Raw genomic sequence first — 12469 nt, forward strand, 5'->3', positions numbered from 1 at the left:
TTTATCAGGCCCGCGCCGTGTCCAGCAGCGCAAATCGCGCCTTCAACAGCGCCTCGTCGTACTCGTCCCGCGCGGTGCTGTCGTGGACGATGCCGCCGCCCACCGAAAGCTCCGCCCGTCCATCCGCGTGGCACGTCAGGGTTCGGATCGAGACACCGAATTCCATCGCGCCGTTCGGGGCGATCCATCCGACCGCCCCGCAGTAGGCCCCGCGTGGGCCGGCCTCCAGCTCTTCGATGATCTGCATCGCCCGGATCTTTGGCGCACCGGTAACCGAGCCGCAGGGAAAGAGCGCCGTGAAGAGGTCCGACAGGCCGGTGCCCCCGCGAAGGCGCGAGGTGATGCGGGAGGTCATCTGGTGCAGGGTCGCATAGGTCTCGACGGCGAAGAGTTCGGGCACCGCGACACTGCCGACGTCGGAAACCCGGGCCATGTCGTTGCGCAGCAGATCCACGATCATCAGGTTCTCGGCCCGGTTCTTCTCGGATGTCGTCAGCCACCTGCGTTGTGCAGCATCCGCCGGCGCGTCCGCGCCCCTCCGCGCGGTGCCCTTCATCGGCCGCGCCTCGAGCGTGCCGTCGCCCGCGACCCGGAAGAACAGCTCCGGCGACCGCGACAGGAGCGCAGGCCCGCCGAGGTCCACCAGCGCGCCGTGGGGCACCGGCTGCCGCGCGGCGAGGCGGGCATGAAGACCAAGGAGGTCGCCGGACCACCGCGCGCTTAGCGGGAAGGTCAGATTGGCCTGATAGATGTCCCCGGCCGCGATATAGGCCTGCACCCGCTCGAAGGCCGTCTTATAGGTCGCGAAGGTCCAGAGCGGCTCGGGCGTGGTCAGATCGCCGTCGCCGGCCGCCGCGGGCGGCGCGGAGGGCCTGTCGAAGACGCCGAATTGCAGAAGGGGCACCTCGGCGCGGCGGGGCCCGGCAAGTTTCGGCAGGAGCGCCGCGCCCAGCTCGTAGCTCGCCGCACCCGCGAGCCACAGATCCTCGGCACGGGCGGCTTCCATGCGGGCGAAGGCACCCTCTACCTCCTCGGCGGTGTCCGCCCGGATTACCGCGCGCGGGGCTTCGAAGAGGGTGCCGCCGGGCCTGGGCCCACGGTCGAAGAGAACGCGCGCCACCCTCAGAAGTCCGCCGCGATGCGCAGCTCGCGCAGGGGGCGGACCACGTCGATGGACTGCTGGTAGATCGGATGCGCCTTGTAGGCCTCCATGGCCTCGGTGCTCGCGAATTCGGCGTAGACCACCACGTCGACCTCGCCCGAGAGCGCATCGGCCCGCGTGTTGCGCCGCACCTCGAAGAGCTCGGAATGCGGAATCTCGGCCAGCATCGACAGGCCCGCGACGATCCGGTCGATGTCGGCGGCGTCCCTTGCGCTGAAGAAGACGACGTGGCGAATGGCGGGGCGAGCGGGCACGGGCGATCCTCCGGAGAGCTGCGGATACTGCGGCCTCGCTAGACAAAGCCGACAGCCGGCGAAAGCCCGATCACGTTTGCTTGGGGCGCGGTGCGGCGCCGCACAGGGCCTGTTGAAAGTCTCGAGGTTTCGCACATCTTTTTGATCGGGGATGATCCACGCAATCCGAACCCGCTCGAAAGGACCTTGCCATGATCCGGACCACCACCGCCGCCGCCCTGATGCTCGCCGCCGCACCCGCCCTTGCCGACACCGAGACCTACGAGGTCGATGCCAGCCACGCGCAGACGCTCTTCAGCTACAACCACCTCGGCTACTCCACGACCTTCGGGATGTTCTCGGGTTGGGAAGGCACGATCGAGTTCGACGCCGAAGCTCCCGAGAACTCCTCGGTCGAGGTCTCGATCCCGGCGTCGGCCATGTTTACGGGCTGGGAAAAGCGCGACGAGCACTTCTCCTCGCCCGACTTCCTCGATGCGGCCGCGAACGACGTGGTCACCTTCGTTTCGACCGGAATCGAGGTGACGGGCGAGAACACCGCCAACATAACGGGCGACCTGACGCTCGGCGGCGTGACGCAGGAAGTCACCCTCGAGGCCACGCTCAACCAGATGGGCGACCATCCGCAGCAGCAGAAACCCTGGCTCGGCTTCGACGCCACCACGACGCTTCTGCGTTCGGATTTCGACGCCGGGGCCTTCGCGCCCTTCGTCTCGGACGAAGTCGAGGTGACGATCTCCATCGAGGCCGGCAAGGCCGACGCCTGATCCCGTCGCCCGGGATCGCCGGCCCGGCTGGCGGTCCCGGTCCATCCGGCTTGACCCGGGCGGGCGCAAGATGCCCCATGCGCGGATGAACTCGATAGACGACGTCCAGACCCGCCTTGCCGATCAATCCTATGTGTGCGGCCGGTCGCTCGCCACGGTGATTTACCTTGCGCTCACGCTCGGGCGGCCCGTCTTCCTCGAGGGTGAGGCCGGCACCGGCAAGACCGAGGTCGCCAAGGCGTTGGCCGCGAGCCTCGGGCGGCGGCTCATTCGACTGCAGTGCTACGAGGGGCTCGACGCCGCCTCGGCGGTCTATGAGTGGAACTTCGCGGCCCAGATGCTCGCCCTGCGCCGGGCCGAGACGACGGGTGAGGCCGCGCCCGACCTCTTTTCCGACGACTTCCTGATCGCGCGCCCGCTTCTGGAGGCGATGCGGCCCCAGCCGGGCGGCGCGCCGGTCCTCCTGATCGACGAGATCGACCGCACGGATGCGCCCTTCGAGGCGTTCCTCCTGGAGGCGCTGTCGGACTTCCAGGTGACCATCCCCGAGACCGGGCCGGTCACCGCGCCCGAGCCCCCCATCGTCATCCTGACGTCCAATCGCACGCGCGAGGTGCACGACGCCCTGAAGCGCCGTTGCCTCTACCATTGGGTCGACTACCCGAGTCACGCACGCGAGATGGAGATCCTCGCTGCCCGCGCGCCCGAGGCCGCCGCGCGCCTGAGCCGCGAGGTCGTGGCCTTCGTGCAGGCTTTGCGCACGGAGGATCTGTTCAAGAAACCCGGCGTCGCCGAGACGATCGACTGGGCGAAATGCCTTCTGGCGCTCGACATGATCGAACTGTCGCCCGAGGTGATCGCCGACACGCTCGGCGCGCTCTTGAAGTATCAGGACGACATCCAGAAGCTGCAGGGCTCGGAGGCCAAACGCATCCTCGACGAGGTGCGGGCGGAACTCGCGTGAAGATCGGCCGTTCGGCCGGAGATGCCTTGGCACCCGACCGCAGGGGACGGGTGCTCTGATGGAGCACGCCGCCCTCGAATTGCCGGACCATCCGCGTCTGGCCGAGAACATCGCCCATTTCGCCGCGGCGCTGCGCCGCGCCGGGCTGCCCGCGGGGCCCGACCGCGTGCTGCTCGCCGTGCGGGCCGTGACCGCTGCGGGCTTCACCGAGCGGGCGGATTTCTTCCACGTCCTTCAGGCGGTCTTCGTCCAGCGGCCCGAGCATCGCGCGATCTTCGCGCAGCTGTTCCGCCTCTACTGGCGCGACCCGCGATACCTCGAACACATGATGGCGATGCTCACGCCCACGGTTCGTGGCGTGCAGGAGGAGCGCGGCCCGAAACCGGCCGAGAAGCGTGCGGCCGAGGCGCTGCTCGACCAACCCGCCGCGCCGGTGCGGGAGGAGGAGGGGCCGCCGGCCGAGGAGATGCAGCTCGACGCGACGGCCACGGCGAGCGCGCGCGAGCGCCTGCGCACCCTCGACTTCGAGCAGATGTCGACGGCCGAGATGGCGACGGCGAAGCGGGTGCTCGCGCAGCTGACGCTGCCGGTGGAGCCATTGCGCAGTCGCCGGATCGCGCCCGCCTCCACGGGCCGGATCGACCGGCGGGCGACCCTGCGCTCGGCCCTGCGCCGGGGCGGGTTGCCGCGCCTTCATCATGCGTCGCCCCGTATCCGCTGGCCAAACCTCGTGGCGCTCTGCGACATCTCGGGGTCCATGTCGTCCTACAGCCGGGCGCTGCTCCACTTCCTCCACGCGGTCGCCAACCGCCAGGGGCAGGGTTGGGCCGAGGTCCACGCCTTTACCTTCGGCACGCGGTTGACGAACATCACCCGGCACCTGCGCACCCGGGACGTGGACGCCGCGCTCGCCGCCGCCGGGGCGGAGGCGCAGGACTGGGAGGGCGGCACCCGCATCGGCGAGACGCTCCATGTCTTCAACCACGACTGGTCGCGTCGCGTCTTGGGGCAGGGCGCGGTCGTGCTTCTGGTGACCGATGGGCTCGACCGGGGAGACCCCGCGCGGCTTGCCTTCGAGGCACGGCGGCTTCACCTCACGGCGCGGCGGGTGATCTGGCTCAACCCGCTCCTGCGGTTCGACGGGTTCGCGCCCCGGGCGGCCGGCATCCAGGCCCTTCTGCCCCATGTCGACAGCCTGCGTGCGGGTCATTCCATCGCCGCGCTCGAGGGACTGGCCGAGGCCCTCTCGCGGCCCGACGACACGGGTGAGCTGCGACGCCTGCGCGAGGCCGTGTCCTGACCGTCGCCGGGCGGGTGTTACGCGGCTCGAAACAATGTGACCAGCTGGAGCCTTCGTCCGGGTGGTGCCGGGCAAAGTCAGAAAACGACATGTAAACAGATATTTATGATCGCGCTCACGTCCATGTCGGCGCTGCGCTCTCGGAGCCATGTCGGCGACGATCGGCGTGCTATCGGATAACGGCGGGGTGATTTGGAACTGCGCCATGCAGGGGGTGTTTGTTCTGCACGACATTGACAACAAGGAGGCTTCCATGCCCCGCCTCAACCGCCGAACCCCCTTCAACCGCACGGTGGCCTTCGCCGCCAGCGTGTCCATGCTTGTCCCGGGCTTCGCGGCCCCTCTCGCCGCGCAGACGGCGGATGAGATCATTGCGGCCTGTACGGCTGAATTCGGATCCGACGCCGAGGGTCTCGCCAATTGCGTTGCCGAGCGCACGCCCGAGGTGTCCGAAGACGCGTCGGAAGAGAGCGAGGCCGACGCGGAAGTTGAAACAGAAGCGGAGGCCGACGCGGAAGTTGAAACAGAAGCGGAGGCTGAAACGGAAGCGGAAGTCGAAGCGGAAGCCGAAGCAGAGGCGGCGGCCGAGGCCGAACGCCAGGCCGAGGAAGAAGCGGAAGCCGCGGCGCAGGCCGAGGAAGAGGCAGCGGCCGAAGCCGAAGCGGCTGCCGAAGTAGAGGCCGAGGCGGAAGCTGCGGCAGAGGCGGAAGCAGAGGCAGAAGCGGAAGCCGCAGCAGAGGCAGAACGTCAGGCCGAAGAAGAGGCTGCGGCAGCTGCGGAGGCCGAATCCGCTGCCGAGGCCGAAGCCGCCGAAGAGGCGGAAGCCGAGTCCGAAGCCAACGAGGACGCCGAAGCGGCTTCCGAAGCTGAAACGGAAACCGAAGCGGAGACCGAGACGGTCGACGGCGCAGAGGTCGACGGCGCAGAGGACGGCGATGCTGCCGCCGACGCCGAAACGGCGAACGAGGATGAAGCGGCCTCCGATGCCGCCGACGCGCCGGCCGATGAAGAGGCCACCGACGAGGCCGCCACAGAAGAGGAAGTTGCCACCGAAGACGAGGCAGCCGCGGAAGCGGATGCCGGGCAGGAGGACGCCACCGAAGAGGATGCGGCCGAAGCGGCGACCGACGCCGAGGCCGAGACGGAGACGGAGCAATCCACGGAGTCCGCTGCCGATGCGGAGACGGGAACCGACGAGACGGAGGCCGAGACCGAAGCCGTCGCCGAGGAAGAGGGCGATGCGCCCGCCACGGAAGAGACGCCCCTCGTCGAGACCGAGACCGAAAGCGAGATCGCCGAGGAAGTCGCCTCCCGCCCCGAGCCCGAACTGAGCGAGGAACAGGAGCGTGCGCGTCAGCAGGCCGAAGCCGCGCTGGGCACCCTGCTCGGCGGCGGAAGCGTCGCGGCGGCGGCCGCCGCGGCTGCAGAGGCCGGTGACGAGGCCTCGGCCGATGCCGAGGTGCAGGAAGAGGTCGTCGCGGAGGAGGACGTCCGGACGTCCGACCAGGACTTCGAGACGCAGGCCGTGGTGACCGAGGACGACGACGATGACGGCTTCGACGACAACGATCGTCTGCTGCTCGGCGCGCTCGGCGCTCTGGCCGTGGGGGCTGTTCTGGTCAACCAGAACAACCGGGCCCGGGTCGTGTCGAACTCCGGCGACCGCGTCGTCGTGCAACAGGAAGACGGCGGCCTGCGCGTCCTGAAGGACGATGACGTGCTGCTGCGCCGCCCGGGCTCCAACGTCCGCACCGAGCGCTTCGACGACGGCTCCACCCGTCAGACCGTGCTGCGTGAGGACGGCAGTCGTGTCGTTACGATCCGCGATGCCTCGCTGCGTGTGCTGCGACGCGAGCTGATCACGGACGGCGGCGAGCGCTACCTGCTGATCGACGACACCGCCGAGGTCGAGCCGGTCGACGTGGCGACGCTGCCCGAGCCGGTGGTGTCGAGCCGGTCGACCGACAGCGAGGACCCGCTCGCCGCGGCCCTGCGTCAGCAGGAGCAGGTGGACCGCCGGTTCAGCCTCGCCCAGGTGCGCAATATCGCCGAGGTGCGCGCGCTCGCGCCGGCCTTCGAGGTCAGCTCCGTGACCTTCGCCAGCGGCTCGGCCGCGATCGCGCCGGAGCAGGCCGGTAACCTGCGTGGCCTCGCCAACGAGGTGCTGGCCGCGATCGAGGAGAACCCGCGGGAGGTCTTCCTGGTCGAGGGGCACACCGATGCCGTCGGCGACGCGGCCTACAACCTCGCTCTCTCCGACCGTCGGGCCGAGAGCCTCGCGCTGGCGCTGAACGAATACTTCGGTGTCCCGGTCGAGAACATGGTCGTGCAGGGATACGGCGAATCTTTCCTGAAGGTGCAGACCCAGGCCGACGAGGAAGCCAATCGCCGCGCGACCGTGCGGCAGATCACCAACCTTCTGCAGACCGCCGCCGCCAACTGAGCGGCCCCGTCCTGCAAGACGCTGGCCCGTCCCTTTCCGGGGGCGGGCCTTTTGCATATGCTGCGGGCGTGGGGGTTTCGGCTGGATGAAGCGGCTATGGCGATGATCGACGGCGCGCCCGAGGCGGCGCTGGCCTGGGCCCGTGCGGGCAAGGGGGCGGCGCTCGCGACGGTGATCGAGACATGGGGCAGCGCGCCGCGTCCCCGCGGCGCGCAGCTGGCGATCTCCGAGGCGGCGGAGCTTGTGGGGTCGGTTTCGGGCGGCTGCGTCGAGGGGGCGGTCGTCGCCGAGGCGCTCGATGCGATGGGCGATCTGGACCACCGCGTTCTGGAGTACGGCGTGTCCGACGACGAGGCCTTTGCCGTCGGGCTGGCCTGTGGCGGACGGATCCGGGTACTGCTCGAACCGGTTGGCGGGGCGCTGACGGTCGACCTGCTGGAGGATCTCGTGGCCCGGCGCGCGCGGGGCGAGGCCGTGGGGCAGGTGAAGCAACTCGGCGACGGGCGCGCGTTTCTGGTGGACGAGGTGGCGGAGCGCCTGCGTGACGACCGCAGCGGGTTCGAGGCCGACGAAGAAACTTTCGTGACGCTCCATGCACCGCCCCTGCGTTTGGCCGTCGTCGGCGGGGTTCACATCGCGCAGGCACTGGTGCCCATGGCGCGGATCGCGGGCTACGATGTCACGGTCATCGACCCGCGCGAGGCCTTCGCCTCTGCCGATCGCTTCCCCGACACGGCGCTCGTCCACGATTGGCCCGACGCGGCGATGGCGGCCTTCGCGCCCGACGCCCGCTCGGCCGTCGTCCTGCTGACGCACGATCCGAAGCTCGACGATCCGGCACTGCGGATCGCCCTCGACAGCCCGGCCTTCTACGTCGGCGCGCTCGGCTCGACGCGGACCCATGCGAAGCGCCGCGACCGGCTCTCGGACCTCGGGCCGGCGCTCGACCGGATCGACGCGCCGGTCGGGCTCGACATCGGAGCGAAGACGCCGGGCGAGATCGCCGTCGCCGTGCTGGCGGCGATGACGCAGGCGCTCCGGCGGCCATGAAGTTCGGACCGGTTCCTGTGGAGGCGGCGGAAGGGGCGGTGCTGGCCCATTCCGTCGTGCTGCCAGGCGAGCGGCTGCGCAAGGGACGTGCGCTCGATGCTGCGGACGTTCTCCGCCTGCGACAGGCCGGTCTCCCGGAGGTCGTCGTCGCCCGCATGGAGCCGGGCGATCTGGGCGAAGACGCGGCTGCGGCGCGGGTTGCGGCTGCGGTCGCGGGAGCGGGGCTCGAGGTGCGACCGGCCTTTACGGGGCGGGCGAACATCCATGCGACTGCGTCGGGCATCGTGGAGATCGACCGCGCGCGGATCGACGCGGTCAATGCGGTGTCGTCGGACGTGACGATCGCCACCCTGCCGGAGTGGCAGCGCGTTGCGTCGGGCACGATGGTCGCGACGGTCAAGATCATCCCCTTCGCCGTGCCGGGCGAGGTCGTCTCCACGGTCTGCACGGCCGGTCGAGCACTCGCGCTGCGTGCGCCGGTGGTGGGCCGGGCCGATCTGATCGTCACGCGGCTCCCGGGCGACGCGGCCCCGAAGCTCTCCCCCGTGATCGACCGGTTGACGCGTCTCGGTGTTGACGCGCAGGTGACCGAAGTGGCCCATGCGTCCGACCGGCTTGCCGCCGCGCTCTCCGGGGCCGCGACACCGCTGCGGTTGATCCTGACGGCCTCGGCGACGTCGGATGCGGCCGATGTCGGTCCTGCGGCCCTGCGGGCGGCGGGCGGGCGGCTCACGCGGTTCGGGATGCCGGTCGATCCGGGCAACCTGCTGTTTCTGGGCGATCTCGGGGACGCGTCGGTCATCGGCCTGCCGGGCTGCGCCCGCTCGCCGGCGCTCAACGGAGCCGATTGGGTGCTGGAGCGCGTGGTCTGCGGTGTGCCGGTCGCGGGCGGTGACATCGCGGCGATGGGCGTGGGCGGGCTGCTGGGCGAGATCCCGACGCGCCCGCAGCCGCGGGAGCGGGGGTAGCGCGCGCTTTCAGATCCCGATCCGCAGCCAGTCCGGCGGACGGCGGCGGTCGAAGCTTTCCTCGATCTCGGTGAGGATCCGCCGCTGGCCGCCGAAGTCGACGCGGTCGCGCGCGGACTCGAAGGAGAGCCACTCGAAGGCGTCGTGCTCGTCGTTCAGCGTGACCTCGGCCTCGCGCCCGACGAGGGCCACGAAGACGGGCGCGACGGTGATCGCGTCCCGGTCGGCCTCGTAGAACTGCTCCAGGCAGTCGCCGGAATAGAAGGTGTTGGGCACGAGGCCCGTCTCCTCCCTCATCTCGCGCAACGCGGCGGCCCAGGCGGTCTCGCCCGGTTCGATCTTGCCGGCGATCTGGCACCAGGCTCCGGCGAGCGTCTGCATGCGGCGCATCAGCAGAACCTCGTGCCCCCGCGGCCCCGGACGGAGGACGACGCAGGAGACGATGAAGGCGCGGATCGGGATCTCTGGCACGGGTCCTCCGGTTTGGCTGCGGCGCGGCGAAATTGTCCGGTTCCCAGAGGCCGCCGGCTGTGCTTGACTGCGCGGCAAGAACAGGGAGGACGACCAATGGCAAAGGTCACCATGACCGTCAACGGCAAGACCCGGACGGCCGAGGCGGAGGGGCGCACGCTCCTCGTCGAATGGCTGCGCGAGGGGCTGCGCCTGACGGGGACGCACGTGGGTTGCGATACGTCGCAATGCGGAGCCTGCGTCGTGCACGTGGACGGCGAGGCCGTGAAGGCCTGCACCGCGCTCGCGCAGGAACTCGACGGCGCGGAGGTCACGACGATCGAGGGGATGGCGAATGCCGACGGCTCGCTCGGCGTGGTGCAGCAGGCGTTCCAGGACTACCACGGTCTCCAGTGCGGCTTCTGCACGCCGGGCATGGTCATGTCGGCGGCGGCGCTCCTCAAGGAGAACCCGAAGCCGACCGAGGCCGAGGTGCGCCATTACCTCGAAGGCAACATCTGCCGCTGTACCGGCTACCACAACATCGTGAAGGCGGTCATGGCCGCTTCGGGGCAGGACGTCGCCCCCGTCGCCGCCGAGTGACGCAAGAGACAGGGGCGGGTCACCGGATGCGGTGAGGAACCCCTCGGGGCGCGGAAGGGAGGAGCCGCGCCCCCCAACCTGACAGCCAGAGCGGGGCGAGGCCTGGGCCCCCCGCGCCATCGGGAGGAGAGAAGAGATGCCGAAGGACACCGGAATCGGAGCGAGCCCCAAGCGCCGGGAGGACGTGCGCTTTCTGACGGGGAAGGGGCGCTATACCGATGACATCAACGTCGCCGGGCAGGCCCATGTGGCCTTCCTGCGCTCGGACGTGGCGCACGGGACGATCAACGGGATCGACACGAGCGCGGCCGAGGCGATGGAGGGCGTCGTGCGCGTCTTCACCGCGAAGGATTTCGAGGGCGTCGGCGGCATCCCCTGCGGCTGGCAGATCACCGACAGGCAGGGCAACCCGATGCAGGAGCCGAAGCACCCCGTCCTGGCCGAGGGCAAGGTGCGCCACGTCGGCGACCCGATCGCCGCCGTCGTCGCCGAGAGCGCGGCCATCGCCCGTGACGCCTGCGAGGCGATCGAGGTCGACATCTCCGACCTGCCGGCCGTGATCGACATGAAGAAGGCGCTGGCCGACGGCGCACCGAAGGTTCACGACGATCTGACCTCGAACCTCTGCTACGACTGGGGCTTCGTGGAGGAAAACCGGGAGGCCGTGGACAAGGCCATCGCCGAGGCCGCGCATGTGACGACGCTCGAGCTCGTCAACAACCGCCTCGTCGCCAATCCGATGGAGCCGCGCGTGGCCGTGGGCGACTACGCCGCGCACGACGACAGCTCGACGCTCTACACCACGTCGCAGAACCCACATGTCATCCGCCTCCTGATGGGGGCCTTCGTGCTGGGCATCCCCGAGCACAAGCTGCGCGTGGTGGCCCCCGACGTGGGCGGCGGCTTCGGCACCAAGATCTTCCACTACGCCGAGGAGGCCTTTTGCACCTTCGCGGCCAAGGCCTGCGAACGCCCTGTCAAGTGGACGGCCTCGCGGTCGGAAGCCTTCATGTCCGACGCGCACGGCCGCGACCATGTCACCAAGATCGAACTCGCGCTCGATGCCGACAACAACTTCACCGCGATCCGCACCGAGACCCACGCGAACATGGGAGCCTACCTCTCGACCTTCGCGCCCTCTGTCCCGACCTGGCTGCACGGCACGCTGATGGCCGGCAACTACAAGACGCCGCTCATCTACGTGAACGTGAAGGCGGTCTTCACCAACACCGTGCCCGTCGATGCCTATCGCGGGGCCGGACGCCCCGAGGCGACATTCCAGCTGGAGCGCGTCATCGACAAGGCCGCGCGGGAGCTGGGCGTCGACCCTGTCGACCTGCGCCGGCAGAACTTCGTCACCGAGTTTCCCTATGCCACGCCGGTCGCCGTGGAGTACGATACCGGCGACTACGGCGCGACGATGGATCGCCTGCTGGAGATGATCGACCGCGACGGCTTCGAAGCGCGCCGCAAGGAGAGCGAGAGCCGCGGCAAGCTGCGCGGGCTCGGGCTCAACTGCTACATCGAGGCCTGCGGCATCGCGCCCTCGTCCCTCGTCGGGCAGCTGGGGGCCCGCGCCGGCCTCTACGAGAGCGCGACGGTGCGGGTGAACGCGACCGGCGGCCTCGTCGTGATGACTGGCAGCCACAGCCACGGACAGGGGCACGAGACGTCCTTCGCGCAGGTCGTGGCCGACATGATCGGGATCGACGAAAACCAGGTGGAGATCGTCCACGGCGACACCGCGAACACCCCGATGGGCATGGGCACCTACGGGTCCCGTTCGCTGGCCGTCGGCGGCTCCGCGATGGTGCGCGCGACCGAGAAGATCATCGCCAAGGCGAAGAAGATCGCGGCCCACATCATGGAGGCCGCCGAGGGCGACATCGAGCTGAAGGACGGACAATTCACCGTCGCCGGCACCGACAAGTCGATGGCCTGGGGCGACGTGACGCTCGCCGCCTACGTGCCCCACAACTACCCGCTCGAGGAGATCGAGCCGGGGCTGGAGGAGACGGCCTTCTACGATCCGAACAACTTCACCTACCCGGCCGGGGCCTACGCCTGTGAGGTGGAGGTCGACCCGGAGACGGGACGCGTGGAGGTCCTGTCCTTCGCGGCAGCCGACGATTTCGGCAATGTGGTGAACCCGATGATCGTCGAGGGTCAGGTCCACGGCGGTCTCGCGCAGGGCATCGGTCAGGCGCTCTTCGAGAACTGCGCCTACGACGAGGAGGGGCAGCTCCTTTCGGCGAGCTACATGGACTACTCCATGCCGCGCTCCTCGGACCTGCCGATGTTCCAGGTGGACCATTCCTGCCAGACGCCCTGCACGCACAACCCGCTCGGGGTGAAGGGCTGTGGCGAGGCGGGTGCCATCGGTTCGCCGCCCGCCATCGTCAACGGCGTCATCGACGCGCTGGCCTCCGCCGGGCACGACGTGGGCCATATCGACATGCCGCTGACGCCCGCGAAGGTCTGGGCGGCGATGCAGGGTTAAGGAGACAG

Annotated in this window: 11 protein-coding genes; 8 read left to right on the forward strand and 3 right to left on the reverse strand. The window is 69.6% G+C overall.

What is annotated here, in order from left to right:
* Positions 1-4: 4 nt before the first annotated feature.
* A complete protein-coding gene (locus HSX43_RS07115) occupies positions 5-1126 on the reverse strand; it encodes an aminodeoxychorismate synthase component I (RefSeq protein WP_208454524.1) in 1122 nt (373 codons plus the stop codon).
* The gene (locus HSX43_RS07120; RefSeq protein ID WP_179379419.1) at positions 1123-1416 is read right to left on the reverse strand and encodes a Dabb family protein; all 294 of its coding nucleotides are present in this window, start codon (positions 1414-1416) and stop codon (positions 1123-1125) included. Before HSX43_RS07120 ends, HSX43_RS07115 begins: the two co-directional genes overlap by 4 nt.
* A gap of 191 nt (positions 1417-1607) precedes the next feature.
* Between HSX43_RS07120 and HSX43_RS07125 the strand changes: the two genes are divergently transcribed.
* The 6 genes from HSX43_RS07125 to HSX43_RS07150 all read left to right on the forward strand — a co-directional run bounded on the left by HSX43_RS07125 (position 1608) and on the right by HSX43_RS07150 (position 8908).
* Positions 1608-2183 (forward strand): YceI family protein, encoded by a 576-nt coding sequence (locus HSX43_RS07125; RefSeq protein ID WP_179379420.1) that lies wholly within the window; start codon positions 1608-1610, stop codon positions 2181-2183.
* Between the two features lie 85 nt (positions 2184-2268).
* The gene (locus HSX43_RS07130; RefSeq protein WP_179379421.1) at positions 2269-3147 is read left to right on the forward strand and encodes an AAA family ATPase; all 879 of its coding nucleotides are present in this window, start codon (positions 2269-2271) and stop codon (positions 3145-3147) included.
* Between the two features lie 55 nt (positions 3148-3202).
* Positions 3203-4447, forward strand: a complete 1245-nt coding sequence (locus HSX43_RS07135; protein ID WP_179379719.1) for a vWA domain-containing protein — start codon at positions 3203-3205, stop codon at positions 4445-4447.
* Positions 4448-4700: 253 nt separating this feature from the next.
* A complete protein-coding gene (locus tag HSX43_RS07140) occupies positions 4701-6890 on the forward strand; it encodes an OmpA family protein (RefSeq protein ID WP_235962552.1) in 2190 nt (729 codons plus the stop codon).
* Positions 6891-6986: 96 nt separating this feature from the next.
* Positions 6987-7940, forward strand: coding sequence for an XdhC family protein (locus tag HSX43_RS07145; protein ID WP_179379422.1), 954 nt, complete (start codon positions 6987-6989; stop codon positions 7938-7940).
* On the forward strand, positions 7937-8908 hold the full coding sequence (locus HSX43_RS07150; RefSeq protein ID WP_179379423.1) for a molybdopterin-binding protein: 972 nt from the start codon (positions 7937-7939) through the stop codon (positions 8906-8908). Before HSX43_RS07145 ends, HSX43_RS07150 begins: the two co-directional genes overlap by 4 nt.
* A 9-nt stretch (positions 8909-8917) precedes the next feature.
* On the opposite strand, the gene HSX43_RS07155 is transcribed toward HSX43_RS07150, so the two are convergent.
* Positions 8918-9379: an NUDIX hydrolase gene (locus HSX43_RS07155; RefSeq protein WP_179379424.1), complete on the reverse strand. Its 462-nt coding sequence runs from the start codon at positions 9377-9379 to the stop codon at positions 8918-8920.
* 96 nt (positions 9380-9475) lie between these two features.
* Between HSX43_RS07155 and HSX43_RS07160 the strand changes: the two genes are divergently transcribed.
* Positions 9476-9961, forward strand: coding sequence for a (2Fe-2S)-binding protein (locus HSX43_RS07160; protein ID WP_179379425.1), 486 nt, complete (start codon positions 9476-9478; stop codon positions 9959-9961).
* A 136-nt stretch (positions 9962-10097) separates the two neighbouring features.
* Positions 10098-12461: a xanthine dehydrogenase family protein molybdopterin-binding subunit gene (locus HSX43_RS07165; RefSeq protein ID WP_179379426.1), complete on the forward strand. Its 2364-nt coding sequence runs from the start codon at positions 10098-10100 to the stop codon at positions 12459-12461.
* Positions 12462-12469 lie beyond the last annotated feature (8 nt).

The organism is Jannaschia marina (assembly GCF_013404595.1).
Lineage (GTDB): Bacteria > Pseudomonadota > Alphaproteobacteria > Rhodobacterales > Rhodobacteraceae > Jannaschia > Jannaschia marina.